We start from the raw sequence: 24,191 nt of genomic DNA, 5'->3' as shown, positions 1-24,191 counted from the left end.
GCAGGTGGGGCTGGTGACGAAGGGCGCTGAGGTTGTCTGATGGTTAAAAGATTGCCGTTAGTGTTCCATATGGTATAATTGAATTACCAAATGGGAGGGCTAGTTATGACGATGAAAGTTTTTTCTCCAGACGTTACCAAAACGAATCAGCACTGCTTATGGCAGGTTGCTGGGCTGGATAATGACGGTATCGCGCTGATGGATAAAATCAATCACGGTCTCGATGGCACAGTAGCTAAGCACATTTCTGAATGGGCTAACATCACGCCGTCTGAGCTGCGCAAAATGTCGGGTATACCTAATACGACGTTTAATCGTAGCATCAAAGACCGTTTCACTGCCGATCAGAGCGAACGTCTGGTGCGCATTATCCGCGTAATTGAACGCGCTGTAGAGCTGTTTGAAGGTGACAAAGAAGCGGCGCACAAATGGCTGAACGAAGCGAACCGTGGTCTGAGCTGGAAATCACCGGCAGAGCTTGTTTCTTCTGAGACAGGTGCGCTTGAAGTGATGCGCCTGATTACGCGTATTGAGCACGGGGTATACTCGTGATCCTTTACCGACTGACCAAGACCCGTTATCTGATGACTGCGTGGTCTGGTCTGGGTGCGAAAGAAACGGGGGGCCGCTGGAACAGCGTAGGCACTGCAATGGTCTACCTGTCTGAAACGGCCAGCCTTACCATGCTTGAAACGCTGGTACACATTCACGCGCCGCAGTTACTGGACGACTTTACACTGCTGAGTCTTGATGTACCGGATGATCAGATCCAGACCTTCGACATGAGCCGTCTCCCTGATAACTGGGCGAGTGAGGATGCTCCTGCTGAGCTGGCGCTCTACGGTGATAACTGGGCTGAAAGCGGTTCTTCTATCGCGCTGCGTATTCCAAGTGCGTTGTCTCCGGTTGAATTTAACTACTTGCTGAATCCGGCACACCCTGAACTCTTTGACCTGATGGCTACGGTTAAGAAAATTCCGTTCCGGTTTGATTCCCGCCTGAAATAACACACAGGCAACTCCCCGGCATTGACGAACTGAGGTGTCTCTGATGATTCAGAAAGCGAAAGTCGCTAAAGCGTTTATCTCTGTAATTGCCTTGTTCGCCTTTGTCTACTGGGGACTTGATCCCGATTCAATTTGTCAGGCAGTTGGTGACGCATCTCAAACCTGCGGTTACTCCGGCAAGAATGGCGATGCGAGTCTGGTTGGTTCCGTGTTTGCTCTGATGCTGACGGTGTTGGCGGGTGCGATGCTTTGGGCGTGGGTCAGGAAAGGCTAATCAGAACTCTTGCAACTCCCTCCGTGATGCCGGGTGACGCTCCTCACTGAGCGCCACCAGTCAGTCATTACAAACGGGTTGATGATTCAATCGCGGGCGGAAGGCTACTATTCAGCGCGTCGAACCCGCCAAATGCCCGGCCCTCTTTTGTCAGCACCAGATGCATCGGCGTTTCGTTGATATTACGGGCGATGTAATCGTTGATGAATGCCCGCGCCTGATCGGCATTTTTAACCTCTGCTGTTTCCGGCATGGAGTTATGGGAACGATTAAAGACGACAGAGACATAATTCCCTTCAATTCTTACCGGGCGAGTCGATACGGTGAGTTTCATGGTCATTTTCCTGTAGTGAGTGTTGTGTGTATTGGTGTTCTGCCACTATCTACTGCAACGTTGCGGCCACAGGGCGAAGAATTGCTATCGCCTTTGATAACGCCTGCCGCTCACCACCATCAAGGATTCTGACTGCTTCTACGCAAGCCGCTTCTGCTGTATCAGCACGTTCTACCAACGTCCTGACGGTATTTTCATATGATCCGCAATCAGGCTCCTGATTGCTGTCTTCGCTCAGCGTGTTCCATGACTCAGTGAGGTTAACTGCAACAGCGACCAATTGGTCAGTGCTGATATCACCTTTTACGCAACGGCAGGCCACTTCAGCGCCCAGACGTTCAGCAATGTCGTAGTACCAGACTCCCGGTTCTTCAGATGCCTGATACGCAGGTTCGCAGGCTTTACAGATCTGCTCTGCGGCATCCAACATCCAGTGAGCACATTCAATTTCGCCACCAGCCAGCGTTTCACAGATCATTGTCTGTACGCTGTCACAGTTGAAGGTGAGGGGGATAGGATTAGCCACTGATAATGCGGTCAGACGGGAGACTTCATGCTGGAAGCCCTGAAACATGAACATGGCGCAGATAGCTGGATTTAACATGGTAGACCCCTGTAGTTATGTGTGTTGTTCGTTTTGTTTACATAACCAGTTAACCACGCTCCCCGCAGGTGACGAAGGCTTTCGGGGCAGAAAATTCACAAAAAAAACCGACCATTAAGGCCGGTTATGATCTGGAGTATATGGGGCTGAAAACCGCGTTATGCCTTCACTTTCGCCATAAACAGCTGCATGGTTTCTTCAGCAAGCGGAGTGCCAACCTGCTCAAGAACATACTCCGCGACATGCGGGGTGAGAATGAAGTCGATAAACTCCGGCAAGGACATGCTGTTCAGGCTCGGTAGCTGTCTGGACAGTGCATTCTGGTAATTTTCCACTTCACCCAGTTTGCGCTCGGGCCAGCCCACCAGCTCAGGGTGCTTTTCCTTAAGTGCGAGGCCGCGCTCCGGGAAACTGTTACTGATGGGGTGTCTGGCGAGGGTGGGGATCAGGAGATTCGCCAGAAAATCCACTTTCTCGTAATCAAGACAGACAGAATTCATATAGGTTTACCTCTTGCCACTGGCTATGATGTTCGCTTGCTATCTGGAAAACTCTACCAAAGCGGCTGGCGATATCTCATTGAAAACGCCAGCAGAATGCGGTCATTTCCAGCAGGAGTTACCCCATCTGATAACTGTCATAAGATGCCCCGCAGGCTTCCACCAGCGCATCCAGATCACCGGTAAACTCTCTGGCCCGCTTCATCAATGCACGGTGTAATTCCGCTGGTGGAATGTCATCGCTACTCTTCGCCGGGTATTCAACACTGAACGCGATGGTAAACGCATGGCTATACCACGGCCCGGCATTCTGGTTTTCAAAGCGGGCCATCAGCTGGCTTTCGGTTGTATCGGTAGCAAATGTATCGAGGTGGACGACATCGACCGGCACGTTGAGTGCCCCGGCAGTGGTTGATGCCAGCTGCCGGGCTTCGTCTCCTCGCTCTGGTGGTGCGCAGTAGAGACATTTCCCGTTCAGTACCACCAGCGTCTGACCGTAGGTCGTACTGACGATACTCACGGTGTTAGCCGGTTGCGGGTGTGTGGTTGCAGTGTGCTGCATGGTGTTCTCCATTAGGTCACTCACATGGCAACCAGCTTACCCGGCACAATTCAGCTGACGAAATCAGGACGGACTGGTGTATATCGTTCGCAAAATAAAGATATTTTTTATCATCAGCACCGGTAGTTACGGGGCAAATTGCAGGTATCCGGTACAATGGTGATATGAAGGGCATTACATGCAGAATCGTGTGGCCCGGCAGACGGATACCGAATATCAGCAGAAGGAACCAGGACAATGCAGGAACTCGACTTTGACCATATCCAGATAAACCTGAACCCGCGAGCGTGTGCTGTCACACCTATCCCGGAAGACCTGAAAAGGGAGCTGGCTTATCTGGGCGCTATCGCAGAGAGAAAGAAATTCGCGGCAAGCCTGATTGTTAATCTCTACAACCCGGACGTTTGCGGGGCGAATATGTACAAACTCACGGCCTATTGCCGTAACGAGTCATGCGATACCCTTCGCGATGGCATGATGACCCTGATACAGCTTTGTGCATACATGGAGTCACATGAGATCTATGGCGAGACGTTTGTCAAAAAGCTGATTAAACAATGGGAGTTTCGTAAGTAGTCTGCTGCTTCAAAATACCTTTCTGACAGGGCGCTATGTGCGCCCTTTTATTTTAAAAAAACGGGAAGGTCTTGCCCGGGTATTACCTGCTATTTTCAACTACCAAACCACAACGGCAGAAGAAAATTGACCAGTCGAAGCAATTCGACCAGGAGTTCGACATACAGGAAATGGAAGTCTTTCATAACAGTCTCTTCATATAATTGGCTCGACAAAATCGTTGCATCACGACGATCGCAGGTGTGAGGTTTGTTTTCTTCGTGGGGGTTGTCAGCTATCACGACATTGAGGCAGGCAAGCGCAGGTGTCACAGTTTCGGGTATATTTTATGCTGGTGGGGTGACCACCAGCTGCGGGTATAGTTACTTAATGGTTTTCAGGAGGGTGAACTTGGTTTTGCACCGGGTGCATTGCGCTTTCAGAGACCCGGAGCGCACCTGTTTCAGTTTCCCGGCGCACTGGGTACAGGCTACGTCCTTCACACGTTGTGCCATTCGCTCATCCACAGCGAGTGTTTTGGTCGGGTTATGCTTACGCTTGGGAGCCTTCAAAAGCCCCAGCGCCCGCAACGTGGCTTTGTACTCCCGGGTGATCCATTGACCGTCGCGCTCATAGTGCAGGCCATCCCCCATCATATCGCCAAGCTGTATCAGCCGCTGATGCAGCACTTTTTCTTCTTCAGGACTCATATACCGTGCTCTCTTTAAATTATTGAGACGGAACCGAGCCGATTGATACCTCATATGAGGCCACCAGCGTCTTTACTGGCGTTTCAACGAAGCTGACGCTCTGCTGAGTAGAGTCGAATGAGAATCGCGTCCAGCGCCCCACAGAGCGCGATCCTGAAGCTTTCGCTATGACCGTCCCGTTCGCGCATCTCCAGAAGGGCATCCAGCTCGTTATCGTCAATCGGCAGTGGCCCGGAACAGAAGGTTTTCACCATGTCAGAGGTGTCAGGGTTTATACCTGCAATGCGCAGGATATCGGGAACCTCAGACCGGTAGATCACCGGTCGGCCTGATGGCGGTGTCCACGTTATCGGCTCTATCTTCAGTTGCGGTAAGCCAGCACCGGCGAGGGCGTTATTCAGATCGTCTATAAGCACGACATCCGCTCCTGAAGGAGGATGTACGCCGAGGGCCGCAGGGATTTCGACAGAGATATTGTGCATGGCGTTTACCTCAGTGAAGGACGTGATTAACCAGCGACGGGGGGATATCGAGTGACCCGACACTCCAGCCATTGGCAGTTGTCGCAATAAGATCTGGCCGGAACCCACCCCAACCCGTCACACGGCCCGAATCGTTGACCACCACCACCAGCGGCGCACCGGTATTTTGTGTCAGGCGAACGAGATCTGCGTTGTCCACCAGCGGGATCTCATTCACGTCCACCCCAGCCAGAGAAAAGCGGGTAAGCGTCATGCGACATTTCGGACAATCAGGGGCAGTAAACACAGTAATTTTCATTGGGATAGCCTGGTGTATACGGGATATATTCATTATCCCAGCTTTCCGCTTCTGACGAAGCGTTGCGCGGGTAATCAGAGCGTAAGCAGGTAAGATATTGTTGGGGCCATCCTGCAACATCAGTTGCGCCAGTTGCCTGGCTATTCGTCGCTCTCTCCATTAGAGAAAATAAACCAAATAAGCAGAACGCCTCCGACCCACATTCCAACAAAGAGGCAAATACCGATCAGGTCATAGACGTATTGTGGGATTTCATTCATAACGCATCCTCATTAATAATTTGTATTCAGCCTTAAACCGGTCATTTCATTAACCGAATCCGGTCTATCAAAGCGCTACCCTGCGTTGCATTCAGCCCCTCGTGCCGGTGAGTCAGGAACAGGGCAGGGCAGTCAGTTGGAAAGAGTCGAGCGGTATCGTCCACGAAGGTGTAATGCTGTAGGCCGAACCGTTTAACGACCGCCATGCATTCGTGATAACGCACGTGGTTATTCACCAGCCCATCCAGATCGGGATTGAGTCCAGCAATCCGATCGCGTATACCCGCAGGGAAATGACTCAGCACCATCTCCCGGGGTACGCCGGTACGCCAGTTTGTGGAAAGGATAATTCCCGTCTGCGGGCATTGCGTCAGCACGTGATCCAGCACAGGCATAAACTCCAGTGACCCGTTTTCCGCCCGGTGGAGTACACCGTCGATGTCCAGGAAAATCCAGTGACGACGGGCATCTATTTCCAGCCAGAACTCGCCCGCAGAGCGCCGGGTCGACATACAATCTATATCGTCCTGACAGGTAAACCTGACTAACCACTTCTGTAATAATCGGAACATAGAGGCCTCTCGCGGTAGTTGACTATATGCAGAACCGGCAACCATCAAAATCATACGGATTCTGTTGCCATGAAATACGGCCACACCCGGGGCAATTCCAGCGAGTCAGCCCCTTTGACTGTCGGCGATTTTGGCGTTTCAGCCAGGCAGGCATCAGCAGACCGGCCCCCTGCGTCATTTTACGGCGGTCTATCCGCTCAACACTGAAGGTAGGGCGCTTTGCAGCGTCAGGGATGTGATGGGGTAACCAGACGACATCAGGTCTATCTGCCTGTGGTGAGTCAAAAACTCTGGCAAGGGAAAAATCCGTGGTAGTACCCGCATCAGCCAGCCAGAACAGATCGTTTCCGTCCCATTGGCCATTAACGAAGCCGACATATTTGGTGGCGCTTTCGGAGAGAATGGTTTTTCCCGGTACAAACTGATGATCAACATGAAACACGAGATGGCGGTCGACTGCATCGGCATCAACCGGCAGGTCAAACTCCCGTCCCGTATTCCATGCGCGTTGTGCTTCCTCGCGGGTGTAAACCCGGGCATTACGCTGATCGGTGCTGTAACCTCTGCCGTGATGGCTATGAAAAGCGGTATTGCTACCAACGGTGTCACGCAAGCTGACCAGATAAAAACGGTCTTTCATGAAACACTCCAGAGGATGATGGCAGGAAAATAGCCCGGCGCGGCGGATACCGACACCGGGGAGGAGGGGTTAGCTTTCGATTTTGCTGACGTTTACGGTGTCATCGTCGTTACGCTTTACACCCAGCATGGTATCGCCATCGACTTCGATAATGCCGTCAAAGTAGTCGGTCATTTCGTCATAGCTGACTTCATCAAGGTCATCCAGCCGGTAGGAAGAGCCATCCGGCAGAACAAACTGACCATCCAGCGTGGCAAGGTCATACGCCAGCGGGGTAACCGTGAAGTAATACTCATCGGTGAACCAGACCGCGCCAACCACCAGTGGGTGAGAAATGTGGAATTCGACGGTGTTATAGCCCTGCGCTGCGATTGCATCCAGCAAATCAATGAAGCCGGGCATCGTATCGCCATCCCAGCCATCAGCCGATAAGGAAGGCTTGAGGTTATCCCAGTCGCTCAGACTGAAAAACACTGTGCCCTCACCGTCATCGCTGATATGGGATGAAATGTACGTCGCGCTTGCTTTTGAAGCCATTGCAAACAGGAAGTCCTCATCGAGCACGTGTTTGAGGGAGGTTTTAAAAACCTTGTCAGTGCCTGCTGCCGGGATAATCGCTAACATGAAACACCTCAGTGGTTGTGTTGGTCTGTTTTTATTATCGAACGACTGAGTCTGCTGACGAAGGAAAAAAGGGGACAAAAAGAGGCTGTTTTCTCAATAAAATCAGAAAGATTGTGACGGCCCGAATTCAGATGAAACGGGCGCAGACGGGGGGTTATTTGCTGGCGGATTCGGCTTCGTAAATGACTTCGTCGGCCCAGTCTCGATCAAATCCCGGCATCACCGGTAATGCTGCAACGACATCGGTAGGGAGGGCATCAATATAATCGCGCATGGCTTTTGCCACTTCCAGCAGTTCATTTTGCTTCATCATTTTCTCGCTCATTATCTCTGTCAGAAACCATCCAGCAGGAAGTCCACCGCACTTTTGATAGTGTGCCGGAACGGAGATGCGTCCATGACCGCCTGACCGAGCTGCTTCACGCGGACTGAAGCCATTTCATGCGTCATCAGGATAACGTCATTCCCTTCCACCTGTATGACCGGAGTTAATCGCGCAACCGGGGCCGAGGCTCCTTTTTTAAGCCGATGAAGGGGGATCACCAGGCGGGTATTTAACTCGCCAATGATGTCGCTCTGTATATCCAGCAGGTAAGGGTATGCCTGGCTGTTGCCGGGATTGCGGTAAACGGTATATTGCATTATCAGAACGTCCTGTATTCGTCAGACAGTAACCCATGCTCTTCAGTGATGCGGTTCAACTCCTGAATACCAGCACGATTCTGTCGTTTCCATTCTTCCGCTGCACTGGCCTTCAGTTTGCTCTGAAGCGCTTCTGCCAGCGTGGCGGACAAGTTAATCCCAGCGTCTTTTGCCTGCTGTACGAGCATTGGCTCAAGGGTGACACTGACGGTTTTTTTCTGGCGAGCAGCTGTAGCCTGCATGTGTCCTCCAATAAAAAAGCACGTGTCGATTACACGTGCTTTAAGTATGCGCCCATTTTATCCCACCAGCAAATTTGTTTGCCTCCGAGAGAGTCTACTGCGTCAGTTCAGCAGGTCAGATGGCCTAGACCGCAGAGGCTACGTTTTTCCAATCATGATAAGCAACACACGCCTGTTTGGCAGGTTGGCTGCAACTTTAGCTGCTTTATCAATGCTTTGTGCTGTATACACTACCCCTCTTTCTTTCAGGTTCTCCGCGTTCTGACGCAGCGTTTCCTCTGAAAAGCTGGACGACTCATCAATGCCAACTGGGCCGGGCTTTGCACCGCGCAAACTGAATGGCACAGGGCCATGCCAATCATTCTTTACCAGTAACAGTCGGGCATCAATGATCCGTCCTGGTAGCGTTCTTTCGATGAGGTAACTTTTTCCGGTTCCAGTGCTGCCAATCAGGCAAACGGTGTAACCGAAACGCAATGCCCATCGAATGATTAGAGCCCAATACCGCGCCCGGAACGCGGAAATGACAGGCATTTCACCTGGTCTAAATACCGCTGCGAAAAGACATGAATAGCTATATTTCTCAGCGTTACAATCTTTCATAAAACTTTATCCAGTGATGTGTTTTTGGGGAATTTTCTGCCCGCCCAGCAGGTAGCTGGTGTATCTGAAGTACATAACATCTTGTAGTTGCCTCTGACTATCTCTCTGGATATAGACTTATCAAATTCATTTCTATCCATATCAAATAGCCAGTAGAACCCATCAGCATAGATAATTGTGGTTCGATTGGGATCCGAAGCTACGACGCGAGCATCCGTAATCAAATTCTCCTCATAGCGCAAAGGCGAAGCGGAGAAAAAGAATATTATTAATACGAACCAACTCCCTATGAAACACGGTAAAACATGTTTTTTGCAATCCTTTAAACCATCTTTGTTGCCTTTCATTTTGTAGTCATAAAGACCAAGCAAAAAAAGTAAGAAAGAAAAAGCAAACCCCAGAAAAACGTGAGTATAAAACTGATGGATGCCGTCACTCCATGTAATACTGATACTTCCAGCATTTGTTCTTTTTGTTGTTATTTCTAATACGGAAATGAAAATGGCTGTTAACTGACTAAAACAAAATATTTTTATGCTTAATTCAGACTTAAACGCTTTGTTATATACTAATACAATCACAAAAAGTATTACGATTACAAAAGCTGTAATCATAAACTCACTCATCATCATGAGCACACTGTTATTAATACTGTAATTTATGTTCATCATCACTCCTTAATTTCACAACTTTTCATCATTTTATTTGAGAATTGACAGGCTTATCGAGTAGGGGGTTTAGCGTCCTTGAATATGTTCGCTCGTGTGGCGCTCACTAGACACCAGATAACAGAAGAAAGCAGAGCAAGCATTGCGTAAACCATTCGGAAGTTTGAATCCCACTTCGCGGTTACTATTGATTCATCGACCGCCTCGCGAACGCAGGGAGATTCGATAAGTGTCGGGGGAGTCGTGGATTGTGGCTCTTCGGTACATACCATTAGTTTGCCGACCGGAGCACCATCAATGACAGCCCTGGCTGCACTAACCAGATGCGCTGAAGGTGAACCTGAATAGTTCATGCAGATGAACGTGATAAATAAAGCAATCGCCGGGCCGGAGACCAGAGTGAAGAATGCGAAGCTGCGGCAGGCCGTAGTATGGCGATGCAAATTAGCGAGAAATGTCATCATGATTTGTCACTCTGGGTTTTAGTCGTATCCGACTCGGTGTCACATCGCTGGAAAGCTACTTGAGGAGGAATTTGATCAACCCCGGTAAAGCAATATTTCAGGGATAGTTGCTTTTTTCCCTCATCCAGTCCAACAAAAAAGATATCGACCGGATCTTCATGAAGTAGCTCTTTTGAGAGCCGGTTGTAGGCCATCCAGCTCCCAACCATATCGACCATTGGCTTAAATTTATCAGTTGCGTTATCTGTAGGTTTAAATGGAATTACACGGAAAACATTCCATCGTGAGCAACGAACCAGCAATTGAGCATCACTCTGAAAGACGTCCAGATCAGTGTTATTTGTCAGGACTTTACACAGCGACTTGAGATCGTTACCCCTGACCTCCAGTTGGCTGAAGCTTCTATAATACTTTTCACATCCAGTTAAGTGCTGAGCGTAGCACTGCTTCAACAGTGTTGTGTCGTTACTGGCCTGCAATTGAGTATCTTTCGCCACATAGGCATCACTGATAAGAAAATCGGGATAGAGGTGTCCCTCCCATAGCAGTTTCTCGGCGATAGCGCCCCCCAGCACCACCACCAATAAGATAAAAAAAATTGGGAACGTCTTACCCAGAGGTATTTTCATAAATCTCACCAGTCGTTAATTTGAGGTAAATTTGCTTTCCAGATTCAGAATGCATTTTTCATGTGCATACATGACGGCGGAATCATGGCCGTAATAGAGTTCGCCATTTTCACGCTGCCACTCACGCGCTTTTCGGGTACGGAATGCTTCTGACATATGTTTTCCACACAACTCACATGGCCCGAAAAAGTCGCTGCTGCGGCCTGTTGATTTTGTGAGTCTGACGATATTGCCTGTAGGTCTACCCATACTGCCCCCTGTGCTGCTGGCATTGACCGGCTGTCTGCCGTGCTAAATGAGTGGTTATTTATCCGCGTCATCATCGGATTCTTTCGGCACGAGTTTTGTATAGCTAAATGTCATATCAGAGGGACGGATCCCATAGCGCCACGGCTTTCTGCGGTAGTTAACTGCCTCGCTTACCATCCAGCAGATAAGAGCGATACCCGCCACTATCAGGTAGCCTTTGAGCAACAGCGAGTCCCATTGTTTAATGGCATCATCGGCATTCACCACGTGTCGCTGGCATTCTGAGGAGCGGAACGCGGCAAACACTGCTTTCTCTTCAGGGCAAACCATGACCGAGGTGCTGGTGGCATTTCCAACCAGACTACGGGCCTGATCGAGGAAGACCTTGGATGGTGAACTGGTAAGAACTGTGCAGAACAGAATGAGCAGTAACGCAACTGCCGGAGCAGTGGCAAACGAGAAAATGAATGCCTGCCCGGATTTCCATAAAACGTCGCTGATGTAAAATTTCATGTCGGTGTTTCCTCTTATCGGTATTCAGGCCCAGAGCAGCCCGGGGCTTAATTTATGCTGACTGGAGTCCGCCAGATTGTTTCTCTTCAGCGCGGGTATTCCAGCGCGTCACAGCGGCTTGTTCGGAGTCCTGAAACGCCACCGTGGCCTCACAGGAATTGCAGCAGGCGCGAAAATTATTCGAAATCTCCCGAACCCGGATAGATGAACAACCGCAGAAAGGGCAGGGCTTGACGTTATCGTGTCTCATCGTATTTCCTCGCTGGTGGGCTTTATCCACCGAAGCTATTGAGCCGAATTTCAGGTTCATCACCGAGCTCGTACATGTGTCCCATTTCGTTCATGATGGTGCTACTGCCATTGAACCAGGTAACCATGCATCGCCAGTGCTGACTGCCGTTTTCACCCCAGCGGCTCACGCCCGCAGCATCCATTTCGTCTTCAGTGATAAAGAAATCCGCGCCCGGCAGTTTCTCGGCATCAAGGCAGATCTCAGGCTCAACGACGAAGCAGATACCGTTGCTGTTCATGACGTACATACGCCGCTCAAGGGTTTCAGTACTGACAATGACCTGCTTATCAGAAGTAAGGTGTGATTTAGTGACTTCCATGCGAATCAGGTTCTTTGCATTAGCCTGTCCACTCGCAAAAACCATTGACGCATTGCGAACCATTAACTCAGCAGCTTCTTCACCGAAGCTACGAAGGCCCATCAGTGCAAGCAACTCACTACATTCGGCTTTACCGAGGTTGCCAGTAGTCAGATTAACCACGCCTTGTAGAGTGCTCAGTTCAACCGGTTGTGACCGGAGGATGTCGCGAAGCAGTGTATTACCCGCCGTGCCCGGGTCGCTCCAACTGGAGGATTCGGGACGCTGATTTTCAAGAAATAGGGCGCTTTGCAGTAAAGCCGCTGGTGGCTTTCCGGCAAAACTCAGTTTTACTCTGACCGAATCGAATGGGTGCATGACGGCGGTTTCTCCATAATATCGTGAAGCTAAAAACTGTTTTAATCCTATTATCCCACCGGTCGACAATTGACGAAGTAATCGGGTATGAAATGGACACCCCTTCGATAATTCACATATAGCGAAGCCTTTACGCCTTTGTCTTATCCGCAGGCTGGGGAATGCAATAACTTAAGATGGTGATAGTTTCCCCACGCTTTGCTTTAGGCGCGGCACTCTGGCATTCATCATAGGTTTTGTAGTCAGGTATTTTCTGAGAGGTGACACCACTTGGATTAAGACCACTTGAATAAAGCCCAATCACGAGAACTAAAGTAAACATGTTATTACTCCAGAATGTATTGATGGAAAGTAAGTGAGAATGCCATTATCCATTTCTCCTAAAATCCCGAAAAAACTTTTCAAGAAAGGTACTTTTCGGTTACTTCAGCGTAAGCATACTTAGATCGCAAAATGAGTGAATAAATAACTTTGCTCTGCAATTGTTTTTGCTGAACTTCAAATTAATCAGTCATCGATTTCATCAGGCAAGTGAAAAGCTGAGACGTAAAGCTTGCCATCATGAAAATCCAAACCATCTTGGCAGTGATAATCGGAAATTCGAGAGTGCCAATATAATAAATAATAATTATCAATCCCCCCAAGGCCAGACATCCAAGGAGACCTGCTGCTGCCTTTAGGAAATCACTGCCTTCAGGATTCTGGAATGTGAATCCAGTTATAATCAGCGAGGAAAAACAAGCGAACAAACAAGTTCTATACAAAGGCCAGCCCCCGGATATAACATTTTCTCGAATAAGCACTGCCCATATCAAAAATTCAATGCTGAAAATAATCAGCGGAACTGCGAGCACACGAAATGAAAGTTTTTCATATAAAGTGGTAATAATTGATGTCATAGCAAACCCCGCTTGCAATATTCAAATTAATTTTCGTGGTTTTTACCTGCTTTTAACAAACGCGTTATTTCATCAGTAAGGCAGAAACTTTTCCCAGATGATGGTTTCCCGATAACCACAACGTGACCAGTACTTGGAGTTCCCTCTACTTTAAAAAATGCAAGTTTTGCATCGATAATTTTATTTTTCATTGCATCGGTAACCTTGTATGACGTGGGGGTAAATTTTGTGCGTTAATGTTCAATGATAATATTAATCGCGAAATACTGTATCTATAGGGTCTGTTGATTAAGACTATCCCTCTTGAAGTAAAATACAATCATCATTCCTATCTGTATGGAATAGGAAGCCAATTCAGCATATGTTACATAATTGCTTGTGATGAAGGAAAAACCTCGCGCGATTACAAGTAGGAGTATTGATGCAATAAACACTAAAACCCAAACGGTAAGCATTCCCAGCACTGAAAGAAAGTACTCATATTCATTTGGGTCGTAAAATACAAATGCTGTTGAGAATATTGCAATAATACATAACGGAAGTGATGTAGCGAGTTCCGACCATTGAAGGTCAATTTTTCCAACCACCAGCAATGTAGAAATGACAGCGTACTGTATAGCCGATAGAACTGTTACCGGAATCGCAGCTCGAATGAACTTAAAAACAGAATGTTGTGTTTTAGCCTGGTTTTTCATGTGTTACCACCTGTCATTTGTTTCGAAACCAATCATAACCAGAGTGATAGATTTCAGAGTGAATAAACCACTACAAAACGCCCCCATTTATTGCTGGACATCATCCGCAGGAGTGGCATAAAACTCACGACCTGACGCGCCGAGTTTTTTCTGAAGCTTCTTTGTTGCTTCAGCCTGACTTCGGGCCTTGAAATAGAACGTCCTGATAAAATCCCCATTGTTGTAGTTAACGTCCTCTGGATTTGCCCATTTCTGCATAGCAACAAACCGGATAGAAGGCTTCGGGATGGTTTTCACCTCGACATACCCCCGGCCCTTGCAGCGAAAACACACACCGCCTTGAACGTGCCGGAACGCTCGGATCTCACCCTTACCACCCAGACAGCGTGGGCATTCAATTTTATGCATAGCAACCTCTCGACTGTTGATTAACGAATTTCGCGCCTGAAAGGGGGCAGGGATGCGAGGATGTCTTTCCCGTAGGCTTTTGTCTTCAGGCGTTTATCCAGGATAGTCACCGCGCCGGTATCGCTCTCTGTGCGGATAAGCCGACCAACGGACTGGGTCAGTTTGAGGCAGGCCTCCGGTATCGAGATTTCCCGGAAAGCATCACGCCCGTTTTTCTCCAGCCACTCCGTCAGGGTCTGGCCCACCGGGTCGGTCGGAACGCTAAAAGGCAGCTTGGCAATGATGACGTTGTTGCAGTACACGCCAGGCAGATCCACCCCTTCACTGAAAGAAGCCATACCAAAGATAATGCTCGGCTCACCACGGTCGATTCTGAGCTTATGGCGCAGCAGTATTTCCCGTTTTGGAAGTGCCCCCTGTATCAGCAGAAGCGGTGAAATGTGTTGAGGCATCGCCTTGCTGACTTCTTCCATCTGCCTGCGGGAGGCGAACAGCACGAGGCAACCCTGAAGCCGAAGCACCAGTTTGGGAAGGAGTTCGATGATCTCCGCCGTATGTTCTTCATGATTGGTCGGAACCGAGCGCATACGGGGGATGAACAACACGCCGTTGTTCTGGTAATCAAACGGGCTGCGGGCCAGCAGGGTAGGTGTATCGACTGGAAGACCGGCCTGCTCCAGGAATGCGTCAAACTTGCTAAGGGAGCGGATTGTTGCCGAGGTCACAATGGTGGCATAAGCCTTCGACCAGAGCTCGGATTTCAGGTGTTCGCCCGCATAGACCGGACTGCAATTAATCACCACTTCGGTGCTGCGTTTAGTACGACGGACGTTAATCCACCGGGCCATAGGCATACCAGAGACGGTTTTATTCCCGCAGTATGAGGCCAGAGCCTGATGCATACCCGCCAGGCGATTTGCCAGCTCGCCGACAGCCATCTTTTGAAGGGCCAGTTCTTCCTCGCTGATATCCCGCCCGGCCTCATCTACAATCGCCGTCATTTTCACAACGATATTCTGCATCTCGTTTACTGTCTTTAACCCAGGCTTAAACAGGGCCGCAATATCTTCAGGAACGAAACCTTCCGGGAAGCGATAGATGTCCGATTCCGTGCCATTTGGCATTTCGTGATCGTTTCGCCAGTTCAGGGAGCGTAAAAGTGTCCCCCGCAGCTCACCGAGCTCATCACCGGCATGGCCCGCAAGCTCCACCAGCTGCTGCACGTGCTTTTCCATAGTCCCGCCGTAGGACTCTGGCATGGTCATTACCATGTCGAAGATTTCGCTCATGAAATGCCTGCTGGCATCGAGAGAGGCGGAGGTCGCAAAGTGGTTAATTGCTTTCTGCGGAACGTGGTGACCTTCGTCGAACACATAAATGGACTCTTCCTGCGGGGGAAGGATAATACCGCCTCCCAGTGACAGGTCAGACAATACGATGTCATGGTTGGCGATAACCACATCCACCGACTCCAGCAGGGCGCGGGCGAGGAAGAACGGACAACGGTGATAATGTGGGCAACGCTTTTTAGGGCACTGACTGCCAATAGCATTGACCCGACCCCATACCGCCTCATTGATCTCATCAGGATAGGAATCACGCTCTCCTGTCCAGTGACCACCAGCAAAGGCCTTGCTGATATCCTCCACATCATCGCGGATGTAGCCATAGGCATTCATCTCGCTTTCCATATGAACGTCACAGCGCATCTGGCAGAAGTAACGGCTACGGCCCTTCGCCATCGCATAGGAGAAGCTCAGGCCCGCTCTCGCCTGTATTTCTGGCAGATCCTTGGAGATGATTTGTTCCTGAAGCGCAACGGTTGCCGTGGAGATGATCAGCGTCTTATGCTTTTCCATCGCCAGGGGGATCAGCGGCAGACAATACCCGAGTGTTTTCCCTGTCCCCGTACCGGCCTCAATAACCCCGACGCGATACTGCTCCTCAGCGGGGGTAGCGTTAACGACTGCGCTGCAAAACGCCATCATGTCTACCTGCCCGGCACGAGGGGACAGACCCTTTGCGTCCAGGAAGAAGTGATAGGCTCGCTCAGTCATTTCAGCGGCAGTCATCCGGGGTTTATTGTCTGGCATATCCGTACCTTGTCCTCTGCTGCTCAGGAGGCACAGCCCGGCAGCGGCTATCGAAGTCAGGTACATCCTCATGCTGGTGGATGTACCGGGTTCATCAGTCTTCCAGTGAATGGCCTTTAAAGCGTCTCACATAGCGTTTAATTTCAGTTTCGGCCTGTTCCAGTACAGCTCGGTTGCAGTGCTCAAGAACACAGTAAGGCCCATGTGCTGGCCCGCCATCGCTGGTTTCGCAGGCATCAAGCTTGAGCCGAACGGAGGCATCGAAGATAAATTGGGTGATTTTCGCAATGGAGATCTGGTCTTTGTCTTCCTGCTCTTTGGTGTCGATGACATCGCCGTTATACACGTCGAAATCGAGCCGCAGGCGGTAAACTGTGTCGATTGCCATAATCGGATCCCTTCAGAGGATGTCGTAGATGACTGGGACGCGGCCACGTTCTACCTGTTGATTCAGGGTGCGGAAACCACCGTGATCAACGATGTAGAATTCACCCGCCACGGCGGAGCGATGGAAGTCGGCGAGCTCTTCAGTGCCAAAGACGAAAACCGGGGTTCCAGAGGGGACGGTCATGCAGGCAGTTTTTCCGCCATAGCCGCGAACCGTAAAGGTGATTACCCCATCCGCGCTGGTGGGCAGGAAATCGGCGAAAATCGAATGAAAGGCTTTATTCGCCTTATCGCTGAATACGTCGGTCAGTGTCTGCATGATGCGCCCCGTGATCTCGTTTTATGTTGTACTGATACCAGTACAACACGGGCCCGGCAGGTGACGAAGGCGATACGTCGGGTATTATCAGAATGAATATGTCGGTCTGAAATGGTTTATCAGTGAGCCATCAGCTCCGGCCCCGGGACGCGAATCAACGGTCGTTATGCTGTAGCACCTCCACGAACTGTCCGCAGCTGTCGCAGCAGTACTCATTGGCGAACCTGCCATCGTCTTTCCAGTTGTTTGCCCCGCAGCGGCAGAGCAGTACACGTACCTGAGAAGGGCGGATGCGAGCTTGACCGAATTTGGTTGTCCACTGAGGCTCGCCATCAAAGCGAAAAGAGTCAATGCGAAACCTGCTTTCGCGTTCGTAGGTGTTGAGGTATTTGAAGTACAGCTCTTCAGAGAGAATGGCATCGGTCATCGTGTATTCCCTGTCTGGCCCCGTGGAGGGTGATTTGCGGCAGAGTGTTGCGTTGCGAAAACTGCCAGGTTGTCGGAGCCATTACACCACGGGTCATACAGGTCACGAAGGGGGTTACTTACCAGCCAGCGCTTTCTCTTCCCTGGTAGCCAGGCGCATTTGCCCGAAACCTTCACGGATCAGCAACGGCTTTTCTTTCTTCCAGCCCTTAACGACGGACTCACCGAAACGACGCGGGGCGTTACCATTCCAGGTGGCTATGACGTGGTTATCATGGACTTCGACAATCACGACCGGGTGGACGACAACTGTTTTAAGTGTGGTGTTGCCCATATTTACCCGGCTAACCGACCAGACACTCATCCCGACTTCCAGCTGGCTTATTTTCATCTTCATTTCCTTCTAAACGAACGTAGTGCGCCACGGCGTAATGTCGTGACGCACATTACCATGCCCGGGGCTTATCAGAACATAAGCCAGGTGGCGTTACCGGCAGTATTTCTGGACTGGTAGGCTTTTGCCTGCGCGTGAAGCAGCTTCCACAGCTGACGAAGTGTAGCAGCATGATTTTCACCACCAGCATTAACCCGCAGTTCGCCGATCTCGCGGGTAACAGTGAAACAATTCCGGCTCTCATCCCAGCCTGAATGTTCACGCGCTTCCACCACCAGATCATTAGACGTATCAGGGCCGGTCTTTGCTGCATTCAGCACGAACTCCGTTTTAACAGTAATACGGCTGGCGTTATCCGGCGCATCCAGAAAGACGGTGAACCCCTCAGTTCGGCGGTCAGTTATACGACGGCTCCCCCAGGAGGTGATCCCCCTCTGGACACGCATCATTGAAAGAGCGTGGGACTCGGTTGCCTGCACTGTGCGATACAGGTCGGTCAGGGAAGAAAGGCTGAAGCTTTCAGGGGCAGTCTGGATAGCGTCGGTCATGGTAGATCCTCGGTTATATGGTGTGTTTTCTGGCTTCAGTAGCTGTCGTTTGCCACGTAATAGGACGTGCCTGGATAGAAGTAGCGGTAATCCGGCTGCATGTCATTGGTGATGACGGATGCTTCTTCCCAGACCCCGCTGGTGGACATAAACTCATCTGTCGTTTCATTCTCCAGCCGCATATAGCGTTCAGGAGCGCATTCCGCCCAGGCGCGTTTCACCGTATCCCAGTTAGCGTACTGGCTGATTTCAATATTCAGGGGCGCATTCTTCTCAGGCTGGCTACGGCGGGAACTCAGCACGAAATTCAGCTTCAGGACGATACGACTGTCGTTGTCAGGAGTATCCATCCAGATCTGGTATTCAGCCGTAGGCCGGGATGACTGGTTTTTGCGGCCCCACGAGGTGACACCGGTTTTAACCTGGACTATCGAGACTTTATGCGCATCAGTCTTGCCAACGCTGGTCATCAATTCAGACAGACTTTTAAACATGGTGCATCCCCAGTGATTATTGGTATGTTCGTTTTGTTTACTTATTAAATCACTGGTTACCCGGGTGACGAAGTCAGAGCCGGGTAAAAAAAGGACAAAATTTGCGGATTAGTGGCTGGTGGTGGTATTGGCCTGCGGGACAGGGCCATCGAACAATTTGTCAAAAAATTCCACGCCACGCTGGTACACATCGCGCAGCTCCATATCTTCACGCTCGGTCAGGCCCATCTTATTGAGCACGGCAAGGCCGGTACGAAGGCGAGGAATCAATACGGTTTCCAGATAGATCCTGCGGCCCGCAATAATTTCCGGGGATGCTTCATTGATGTAAAAATCAACGGTTTTCGTGATGCTGAAGTGCTTTACTTCGCTCATCGTCTGGTACTCCTCAGAATGATGTCATGATACTCGGTTTGATTCAGGGGAGGGGAGCAACCCGGGCAAACAAGCCCGGGCGCAGGCAGCAGTTATTCGAGACCCAGTGCAACGTGATCGCCATCATCAGAAAGGCGAATGAATAGCATCTGCGTACCGCCGCTCAAGCCGAACTGGAGATCCCAGCCTGGGACAGAAGATGTCTCGCATTCACGCACATCGATGACCTGGTCACGGTAGAGCAAGAAGCGTGTATCAGACTTGTCATCTTCAGCGACGTGGGCCATCTGATCAGCAAATTTGTCTTCGAGGTCGAACCAGCTTTCCAGCCAGACCTTATCAGAGACCAGGCTGATACCGCAGGCGGATTCCGCCGTGCCGGTCACAGCCTCAGCGACTGGTTCTACAGAAGTCATATTAAATACCGCATCAACTACCAGTGCCTGCTCTGAGGTCGCCGGGTAGATACCTTGCAGATAAACGCTATTGCCGTTCACTTCGAAGCCGTCTTCAAGACTGATGTCGTCATGATCAACGTCATAAACATCCGCGAGGTTGCGAAGACAGATCAGGTTGGCTTCATCTTCGTTCTCCGCTTCAATGCGCATCAGTGGCAGTTCGCCACCACTGGAGTCGGATTCATAGTAGTGAACGTAGAATACATTTTTCTCTTTGCTGGTGGTCATGGCGTTGCCCCGTGTTGTTCGTTTTGTTTACTTATAGTCTCACGGGGTATTCAGGTGACGAAGGAAATCGGGCATAAAAAAGCGGGGATTTAACCCCGCCAGTTTTGATATTTATAATTATGCCAACATGTAGTTCCAGCGCAGTTATTACTTAGGCCTTGGGCCTTTTCGTGTATTACTTTTTTCTGGCTCTTCCACCGACTCTTCTGCTGGTTTTTCCACCGACTCTTGTGTTGGCGTTGTAGTGGCTGCGGCTGCGGCTGCTGCTGCGGCAGTAGCGGTTGAATCGTCATAATCAGTGGTAGCAGTAACATCACCCGATTCAGTCATATGGAGAGTGACAGTGACAGGTTTGCCATCAACAGCAAAATTGAGACTAACTGAACCTTTCATCTTCAGTAAGAGTGCGGCCCGGGTATATCCATCGGAAAGTTTTAAACCAACAGAAGCTAAAGCATCAGCAATTTTGTTATGAATATCGTTGCTCATTTTCATTCCTTAATGTGTGTGTATTAGCGGAATATCAAATCATAAGACTTCAACTGAAAAAGGGTCAGAAGTGAAAAGTTATTTTCTATACGTATGATGGCACAGGAAGGTGGGGTGACGAAGAAGAATAAGCAAAAAAAAAGCGGGGTATTATCCCCGCAAAACTACACACAGCAATTCAATAAAACAACTTCCAGGGGGGCGATGCACACATCACAACTTCGGTCTGTCAGACGGGAACCGGCCTTGGGCGCTTGTATCCCATTTGACGAAAATTTGGTTTTAAAACCGGTAAATCGTTACTCTTTCTTCCTGCTACCCCGGTCTATCACCGGGGTAGCGGAGTCCGCCATTCTCGGCAGCGCCAGCTGATCAGATTACATAGACTCAGATTTAAAGTTACGCGTTCGCATATAACCTCCTTAGTGTGGGCCGGTTCACTGGATTGTGAATTGTCAGTAACGCTAAATTTGTAGACTTCAGGTCTACAGCCTGGCTTATATAGGCAGGCGCGGCAGTTTTTTAAGAGTTTGAACGTAACGAGAGCATTTACATAAATCCTCCTTTCTGTAGCTGACCAGATTTAACGTCTTTGTCTATTCAGTGAACCATACCCTATTCATGTGACGAAGGTTTCTGAGTGTAAAAATACGTAATAAGCAACGCTATTATCGCTAATTCTAAAAATAGGGCGAATTAAAATACCGGCAAAACGCGGACGTTTATACCGGTATTATTTCTGAGCTGCTGGTGCAATATCGCGAGGTAAGCTGTAGTCAGCGCGGCAGGTACTTAACGGCTAGGCTTGCTGGTGGTTAAGGCCTCATCCTGCGCCAGCAACGTGATCACATCCCCGGCAATCTCCGGGCGGATACCAGGCGATTTATGCGCGGCATGGGCCGCGACAGCCAGCGGTCTCCAGTTGAGTGATGCTGCAATACGTCTGATCTCTTCAATAACCCGGAATGTATCGCTCTCCAGCGCCAGACCCGCACGGGCGGTATCGAAAGATACGCGCTGCGCCGAAGTGAGCGGCGAGTGCTTCTTCAGTTCTGCGGTGATGATACGCTGCGCTTCAGCACCGATTGACGCGCCACCTTCGACGACCCCGGTTAAACCGACGAGCTTACCTCCATCACTGCGGCTATTATCGTCTTTAACCCTGGGTGGCGGGGCCAGGGCGGTCAGATCCACGTCCTGCTGTAAGAGCTCCAGCAGGTCAGCCAGCATATCGGGTTTAATCACACCTTTTAAACCCGCTGCGCGTTTCGCTAGGCTGACAGGAGAACGGCCCAGGCGGGCGGACATCGCAATAAGGCAATTAGCCAGAACAAAGAGGTCATCAACCCCAATCAGTGGCGCACACTCTTGCCTGAACGTCTGATCATCCCGGAATGCAGGAGCTGGTGGGGCCGGTTTAGGCGTTTTGGCCTTTGCCTGCGGCTTGTCATAACCACGTAGGGCTTTTTCTGCACTGTCTGAAACCTTACGGATGCTTTGCGTCAGATCATCACCACCTGCCAGGCCTGCGGTCAACTGAAGCATATAATCGAGCCTGCCGAGCATGTCAGGGGAAGCAAGCCCGGTCGCTATCTTCTGGCTGATGTCGTTAAGGTTGCTGAGTATACCACCGGCGATTTTAGACGGAGGAGTAACAACCGCCTGGACATTATGGCTGGTATGAATTTCCCGCGACACCAGGGTGAGGACTTTGCGCCAGTCAGGTTGTACACCAGCATCAAGCGTCTCAAGGTGGCTTATTGCATTTCTCAGGCTATCCCATCTGGATAGCTGTAGAGGGTCACCGTTCTGCTTTCCTGATTTCAGCCACTGAACGAGGTAGACGAAGTCAGATGTAGCTGAGGCCACCAGCCCGGCAATAACGCGCTCTCTTGCTTGAGGCGTTGTAGGGTTAGATCTTCGCACCGGCAGACGGTCATTTTTATGTGCCGTTGGTCTTTTCATTTCGAATATCTCAACTTGGTTCCATCAACGATAACTCCGCGCCCGGGAGCCAGACAGCATGAAACAATGTATTTACCATGTTTGATAAAAGCGCAACCGGCAGCGCCGTCAAAAAAATGCTATATGACAGCGCTGGTTAGAGCAGAAAGATTCAGGGAGGTTTTACATCTACTCTCGATCATCTGTGAGGAAGAGATGCAGTTGAGTCACAAAGGCATCGAGATAAGGGGTATTTCTGGCATTGTCTGCAAAGTTCATTTTGGCATTGGTGTCGTCGTATACATGCATCCAGCCGCTGTTTCTGGCAATACGACGTACATCAGTATTTGCCGGGTAGAGTTTCCCAATAGCTTCACGCAGACCTTCAATTTCTGAGATCAACTGCCGGGCATTCGCAGCAGGCTCAGGAGCCGATGGGACGAGAACCCGGAATTCAGCGGTTTCCGGCTGCATCTTAATCACTTCAATGACTTTGTCCCGGGCAACGGAATTCCATTCAGTAGTCATGCCGTTGTACTGGTTTCGGATGCGGAACTGGTAAACCGGCTGCTGTTCGTTAACAAGCAACCAGGCATCGGCAAGTGCAAGATAGAACGAGACAGGCCGGTTTATCATCTGGTGTTCCTGAAGGGCTTTTTTATAGCTATGGACATCTTCAGGAAGGACATCAGTGATACTGGAGGTGAATTTTAGCGGATCCAGTGGACAGACCGGGCCGATAACCCTAAGCACAGCAACAGGATTATTACCATCATCAGTAAACCAGAAGTCATTTTCTGGGCCGATATTGAGCCTTACATCTGCGGTCTGATTCTCTGCGAGAACGGCCTGCACCCGACGACCGTTCTGCCACCAGCGTGGTGTACCTTGCATACATACCTCGTACAGGAAATTAGCCCGAAGCCCACCTGCTGGTGGGCGGTCGGAACACAAGTCTACTGAAGGTACTGCTCTGCCTGAGCAATACGAGAAAGAGTACCGGCATTCGGTTCAATCATCTGGATACGTCGGCTGTCCTCCAGTAAACCGGCAATAAGGTGCTTGTCGGTATATGGGGCATCGTCATCCCCGAGCATACGGCGGATAGCAGATAAATCGCCGGATGGAACCGGGTATACCGACTCAATAAAGAGCTGGTCACCGTGAGGATTCTCCCACTCATATGGGGTTTGGGCGGAAGCAGCAAAACCCGAATCATTCAGACGTGCGAAATCTTCAAGCGCCTGGAGGCGGGCCGCAGATTCATCGGTAGCGTAGATTAGGATCATTCGCGCCGTCTCAGGCGATGAGCAGAACAGCAAAATGAGAAATGGCAGCATGTTATAGACTCCTTCAGTTTGCGACTTGTTGAGCTGGCGGTGTGGCTACGCTAGTGAGTTGCTTAAGGCGAATGTTCAGCTCATGAATTACATCATCGCGTTTGCGCCAGCTGGTGGATGGTAGAGCCAGGAGCGCTTCAGCTTCGGACACGGAGAGACCGGCCAGGTGAGCTTTCGATGAAATCTCTGCGTTATATAATTGCTTCAGCACAATCAATGAGTGCTGGGAGGATGCAGCCATCATCATGAAATGGCGAAGCACCGCACAATAGATTTGAGTAGACATATTAAGCC

The 24,191-nt window shown here is 50.1% G+C and carries 43 protein-coding genes; 4 read left to right on the top strand and 39 right to left on the bottom strand.

The window, feature by feature from the left end:
* Positions 1 to 111: 111 nt before the first annotated feature.
* From H7R56_RS25625 to H7R56_RS25615, 3 genes are read left to right on the top strand one after another with little or no spacing between them, the layout of a single operon-like run.
* Positions 112 to 552 carry a type II RES/Xre toxin-antitoxin system antitoxin gene (locus H7R56_RS25625; RefSeq protein WP_007372301.1) on the top strand — a complete coding sequence of 147 codons (441 nt, stop codon included), beginning with the start codon at positions 112 to 114 and terminating at the stop codon, positions 550 to 552.
* Positions 549 to 1,007 (top strand): RES family NAD+ phosphorylase, encoded by a 459-nt coding sequence (locus tag H7R56_RS25620; protein ID WP_008786589.1) that lies wholly within the window; start codon positions 549 to 551, stop codon positions 1,005 to 1,007. Before H7R56_RS25625 ends, H7R56_RS25620 begins: the two co-directional genes overlap by 4 nt.
* Before the next feature lie 43 nt (positions 1,008 to 1,050).
* Complete coding sequence (locus H7R56_RS25615) at positions 1,051 to 1,281, top strand: hypothetical protein (RefSeq protein WP_007372299.1); 231 nt, start codon at positions 1,051 to 1,053, stop codon at positions 1,279 to 1,281.
* Positions 1,282 to 1,348: 67 nt separating this feature from the next.
* Here the strand turns inward: H7R56_RS25615 and H7R56_RS25610 are convergent, their stop codons facing one another.
* From H7R56_RS25610 to H7R56_RS25595, 4 genes are all read right to left on the bottom strand, one after another.
* Entirely contained in the window at positions 1,349 to 1,615 is a 267-nt protein-coding gene (locus tag H7R56_RS25610) for a hypothetical protein (protein ID WP_007372298.1), read from the bottom strand.
* Positions 1,616 to 1,664: 49 nt separating this feature from the next.
* Positions 1,665 to 2,219: a hypothetical protein gene (locus H7R56_RS25605; protein ID WP_007372297.1), complete on the bottom strand. Its 555-nt coding sequence runs from the start codon at positions 2,217 to 2,219 to the stop codon at positions 1,665 to 1,667.
* A gap of 158 nt (positions 2,220 to 2,377) precedes the next feature.
* A complete protein-coding gene (locus H7R56_RS25600; RefSeq protein WP_007372296.1) occupies positions 2,378 to 2,719 on the bottom strand; it encodes a hypothetical protein in 342 nt (113 codons plus the stop codon).
* Between the two features lie 118 nt (positions 2,720 to 2,837).
* On the bottom strand, positions 2,838 to 3,281 hold the full coding sequence (locus tag H7R56_RS25595) for a hypothetical protein (RefSeq protein WP_007372295.1): 444 nt from the start codon (positions 3,279 to 3,281) through the stop codon (positions 2,838 to 2,840).
* Positions 3,282 to 3,518: 237 nt separating this feature from the next.
* Between H7R56_RS25595 and H7R56_RS25590 the strand changes: the two genes are divergently transcribed.
* Positions 3,519 to 3,857: a hypothetical protein gene (locus tag H7R56_RS25590; protein WP_007372294.1), complete on the top strand. Its 339-nt coding sequence runs from the start codon at positions 3,519 to 3,521 to the stop codon at positions 3,855 to 3,857.
* 362 nt (positions 3,858 to 4,219) lie between these two features.
* Here the strand turns inward: H7R56_RS25590 and H7R56_RS25585 are convergent, their stop codons facing one another.
* The 35 genes from H7R56_RS25585 to H7R56_RS25415 form a co-directional block, all read right to left on the bottom strand.
* Positions 4,220 to 4,546 (bottom strand): hypothetical protein, encoded by a 327-nt coding sequence (locus tag H7R56_RS25585; RefSeq protein WP_007372293.1) that lies wholly within the window; start codon positions 4,544 to 4,546, stop codon positions 4,220 to 4,222.
* Between the two features lie 83 nt (positions 4,547 to 4,629).
* Positions 4,630 to 5,028, bottom strand: a complete 399-nt coding sequence (locus H7R56_RS25580) for a hypothetical protein (protein ID WP_007372292.1) — start codon at positions 5,026 to 5,028, stop codon at positions 4,630 to 4,632.
* Positions 5,029 to 5,038: 10 nt separating this feature from the next.
* Complete coding sequence (locus H7R56_RS25575) at positions 5,039 to 5,326, bottom strand: glutaredoxin family protein (RefSeq protein ID WP_016241556.1); 288 nt, start codon at positions 5,324 to 5,326, stop codon at positions 5,039 to 5,041.
* A 301-nt stretch (positions 5,327 to 5,627) separates the two neighbouring features.
* Positions 5,628 to 6,098: an HAD domain-containing protein gene (locus tag H7R56_RS25570; protein ID WP_007372290.1), complete on the bottom strand. Its 471-nt coding sequence runs from the start codon at positions 6,096 to 6,098 to the stop codon at positions 5,628 to 5,630.
* An 82-nt stretch (positions 6,099 to 6,180) separates the two neighbouring features.
* A complete protein-coding gene (locus H7R56_RS25565) occupies positions 6,181 to 6,798 on the bottom strand; it encodes a hypothetical protein (protein WP_007372289.1) in 618 nt (205 codons plus the stop codon).
* A gap of 69 nt (positions 6,799 to 6,867) precedes the next feature.
* Entirely contained in the window at positions 6,868 to 7,422 is a 555-nt protein-coding gene (locus H7R56_RS25560) for a hypothetical protein (RefSeq protein WP_007372288.1), read from the bottom strand.
* Between the two features lie 154 nt (positions 7,423 to 7,576).
* Positions 7,577 to 7,735: a hypothetical protein gene (locus H7R56_RS25555; protein ID WP_016241558.1), complete on the bottom strand. Its 159-nt coding sequence runs from the start codon at positions 7,733 to 7,735 to the stop codon at positions 7,577 to 7,579.
* Between the two features lie 20 nt (positions 7,736 to 7,755).
* Positions 7,756 to 8,064 carry a CcdB family protein gene (locus tag H7R56_RS25550; RefSeq protein WP_007372286.1) on the bottom strand — a complete coding sequence of 103 codons (309 nt, stop codon included), beginning with the start codon at positions 8,062 to 8,064 and terminating at the stop codon, positions 7,756 to 7,758.
* 2 nt (positions 8,065 to 8,066) lie between these two features.
* On the bottom strand, positions 8,067 to 8,306 hold the full coding sequence (locus H7R56_RS25545; protein WP_007372285.1) for a type II toxin-antitoxin system CcdA family antitoxin: 240 nt from the start codon (positions 8,304 to 8,306) through the stop codon (positions 8,067 to 8,069).
* Positions 8,307 to 8,444: 138 nt separating this feature from the next.
* Complete coding sequence (locus H7R56_RS25540; RefSeq protein WP_008786596.1) at positions 8,445 to 8,909, bottom strand: hypothetical protein; 465 nt, start codon at positions 8,907 to 8,909, stop codon at positions 8,445 to 8,447.
* Positions 8,906 to 9,580: a hypothetical protein gene (locus H7R56_RS25535; protein ID WP_008786597.1), complete on the bottom strand. Its 675-nt coding sequence runs from the start codon at positions 9,578 to 9,580 to the stop codon at positions 8,906 to 8,908. The genes H7R56_RS25540 and H7R56_RS25535 overlap by 4 nt, the downstream gene beginning before the upstream one ends.
* A 457-nt stretch (positions 9,581 to 10,037) precedes the next feature.
* Positions 10,038 to 10,670 (bottom strand): hypothetical protein, encoded by a 633-nt coding sequence (locus H7R56_RS25530; protein WP_007372282.1) that lies wholly within the window; start codon positions 10,668 to 10,670, stop codon positions 10,038 to 10,040.
* A gap of 15 nt (positions 10,671 to 10,685) precedes the next feature.
* On the bottom strand, positions 10,686 to 10,919 hold the full coding sequence (locus H7R56_RS25525; protein ID WP_008786598.1) for a hypothetical protein: 234 nt from the start codon (positions 10,917 to 10,919) through the stop codon (positions 10,686 to 10,688).
* Positions 10,920 to 10,973: 54 nt separating this feature from the next.
* Positions 10,974 to 11,432: a hypothetical protein gene (locus H7R56_RS25520; protein ID WP_182928824.1), complete on the bottom strand. Its 459-nt coding sequence runs from the start codon at positions 11,430 to 11,432 to the stop codon at positions 10,974 to 10,976.
* 52 nt (positions 11,433 to 11,484) lie between these two features.
* Complete coding sequence (locus H7R56_RS25515) at positions 11,485 to 11,682, bottom strand: Lar family restriction alleviation protein (protein ID WP_032155220.1); 198 nt, start codon at positions 11,680 to 11,682, stop codon at positions 11,485 to 11,487.
* A 22-nt stretch (positions 11,683 to 11,704) separates the two neighbouring features.
* Entirely contained in the window at positions 11,705 to 12,400 is a 696-nt protein-coding gene (locus H7R56_RS25510; protein ID WP_007372278.1) for a hypothetical protein, read from the bottom strand.
* Between the two features lie 130 nt (positions 12,401 to 12,530).
* Positions 12,531 to 12,722: a hypothetical protein gene (locus H7R56_RS25505; RefSeq protein WP_016241560.1), complete on the bottom strand. Its 192-nt coding sequence runs from the start codon at positions 12,720 to 12,722 to the stop codon at positions 12,531 to 12,533.
* 181 nt (positions 12,723 to 12,903) lie between these two features.
* Positions 12,904 to 13,299: a hypothetical protein gene (locus tag H7R56_RS25500; protein WP_182928823.1), complete on the bottom strand. Its 396-nt coding sequence runs from the start codon at positions 13,297 to 13,299 to the stop codon at positions 12,904 to 12,906.
* A 26-nt stretch (positions 13,300 to 13,325) separates the two neighbouring features.
* Complete coding sequence (locus tag H7R56_RS25495) at positions 13,326 to 13,490, bottom strand: hypothetical protein (RefSeq protein WP_007372277.1); 165 nt, start codon at positions 13,488 to 13,490, stop codon at positions 13,326 to 13,328.
* An 81-nt stretch (positions 13,491 to 13,571) separates the two neighbouring features.
* The gene (locus H7R56_RS25490; RefSeq protein WP_024196082.1) at positions 13,572 to 13,994 is read right to left on the bottom strand and encodes a hypothetical protein; all 423 of its coding nucleotides are present in this window, start codon (positions 13,992 to 13,994) and stop codon (positions 13,572 to 13,574) included.
* 87 nt (positions 13,995 to 14,081) lie between these two features.
* Positions 14,082 to 14,402, bottom strand: coding sequence for a hypothetical protein (locus H7R56_RS25485; RefSeq protein ID WP_016241561.1), 321 nt, complete (start codon positions 14,400 to 14,402; stop codon positions 14,082 to 14,084).
* A 20-nt stretch (positions 14,403 to 14,422) separates the two neighbouring features.
* Complete coding sequence (dinG, locus tag H7R56_RS25480; protein WP_016241562.1) at positions 14,423 to 16,495, bottom strand: ATP-dependent DNA helicase DinG; 2,073 nt, start codon at positions 16,493 to 16,495, stop codon at positions 14,423 to 14,425.
* 94 nt (positions 16,496 to 16,589) lie between these two features.
* The gene (locus tag H7R56_RS25475; RefSeq protein ID WP_007372274.1) at positions 16,590 to 16,883 is read right to left on the bottom strand and encodes a hypothetical protein; all 294 of its coding nucleotides are present in this window, start codon (positions 16,881 to 16,883) and stop codon (positions 16,590 to 16,592) included.
* Between the two features lie 12 nt (positions 16,884 to 16,895).
* Positions 16,896 to 17,201 (bottom strand): hypothetical protein, encoded by a 306-nt coding sequence (locus H7R56_RS25470; protein ID WP_016241563.1) that lies wholly within the window; start codon positions 17,199 to 17,201, stop codon positions 16,896 to 16,898.
* Positions 17,202 to 17,355: 154 nt separating this feature from the next.
* Positions 17,356 to 17,628 (bottom strand): hypothetical protein, encoded by a 273-nt coding sequence (locus tag H7R56_RS25465; protein ID WP_007372272.1) that lies wholly within the window; start codon positions 17,626 to 17,628, stop codon positions 17,356 to 17,358.
* A gap of 114 nt (positions 17,629 to 17,742) precedes the next feature.
* Positions 17,743 to 18,018: a hypothetical protein gene (locus tag H7R56_RS25460; protein WP_007372271.1), complete on the bottom strand. Its 276-nt coding sequence runs from the start codon at positions 18,016 to 18,018 to the stop codon at positions 17,743 to 17,745.
* Between the two features lie 74 nt (positions 18,019 to 18,092).
* Complete coding sequence (locus H7R56_RS25455; protein WP_007372270.1) at positions 18,093 to 18,569, bottom strand: hypothetical protein; 477 nt, start codon at positions 18,567 to 18,569, stop codon at positions 18,093 to 18,095.
* Positions 18,570 to 18,604: 35 nt separating this feature from the next.
* Positions 18,605 to 19,063, bottom strand: coding sequence for a hypothetical protein (locus tag H7R56_RS25450; RefSeq protein ID WP_182928839.1), 459 nt, complete (start codon positions 19,061 to 19,063; stop codon positions 18,605 to 18,607).
* 108 nt (positions 19,064 to 19,171) lie between these two features.
* Positions 19,172 to 19,438 (bottom strand): hypothetical protein, encoded by a 267-nt coding sequence (locus tag H7R56_RS25445; RefSeq protein ID WP_007372268.1) that lies wholly within the window; start codon positions 19,436 to 19,438, stop codon positions 19,172 to 19,174.
* A 92-nt stretch (positions 19,439 to 19,530) separates the two neighbouring features.
* Positions 19,531 to 20,124 carry a hypothetical protein gene (locus H7R56_RS25440; protein ID WP_007372267.1) on the bottom strand — a complete coding sequence of 198 codons (594 nt, stop codon included), beginning with the start codon at positions 20,122 to 20,124 and terminating at the stop codon, positions 19,531 to 19,533.
* 147 nt (positions 20,125 to 20,271) lie between these two features.
* A complete protein-coding gene (locus tag H7R56_RS25435) occupies positions 20,272 to 20,613 on the bottom strand; it encodes a hypothetical protein (protein ID WP_048213836.1) in 342 nt (113 codons plus the stop codon).
* A 792-nt stretch (positions 20,614 to 21,405) separates the two neighbouring features.
* Positions 21,406 to 22,578 carry a hypothetical protein gene (locus H7R56_RS25430; protein WP_048213837.1) on the bottom strand — a complete coding sequence of 391 codons (1,173 nt, stop codon included), beginning with the start codon at positions 22,576 to 22,578 and terminating at the stop codon, positions 21,406 to 21,408.
* 168 nt (positions 22,579 to 22,746) lie between these two features.
* Entirely contained in the window at positions 22,747 to 23,451 is a 705-nt protein-coding gene (locus tag H7R56_RS25425; RefSeq protein WP_007372263.1) for a hypothetical protein, read from the bottom strand.
* A 62-nt stretch (positions 23,452 to 23,513) separates the two neighbouring features.
* Entirely contained in the window at positions 23,514 to 23,897 is a 384-nt protein-coding gene (locus H7R56_RS25420) for a hypothetical protein (RefSeq protein ID WP_007372262.1), read from the bottom strand.
* Positions 23,898 to 23,910: 13 nt separating this feature from the next.
* Positions 23,911 to 24,183, bottom strand: a complete 273-nt coding sequence (locus H7R56_RS25415; protein ID WP_016241565.1) for a hypothetical protein — start codon at positions 24,181 to 24,183, stop codon at positions 23,911 to 23,913.
* Between the last annotated feature and the right edge of the window lie 8 nt (positions 24,184 to 24,191).

Origin of the sequence: Klebsiella sp. WP3-W18-ESBL-02 (assembly GCF_014168815.1) — a bacterium.
In the GTDB taxonomy this organism is placed as follows: domain Bacteria; phylum Pseudomonadota; class Gammaproteobacteria; order Enterobacterales; family Enterobacteriaceae; genus Kluyvera; species Kluyvera ascorbata_B.
The sequence above is the reverse complement of the archived record's forward strand: the minus strand, read 5'-3'. Positions and strand labels throughout refer to the sequence as shown.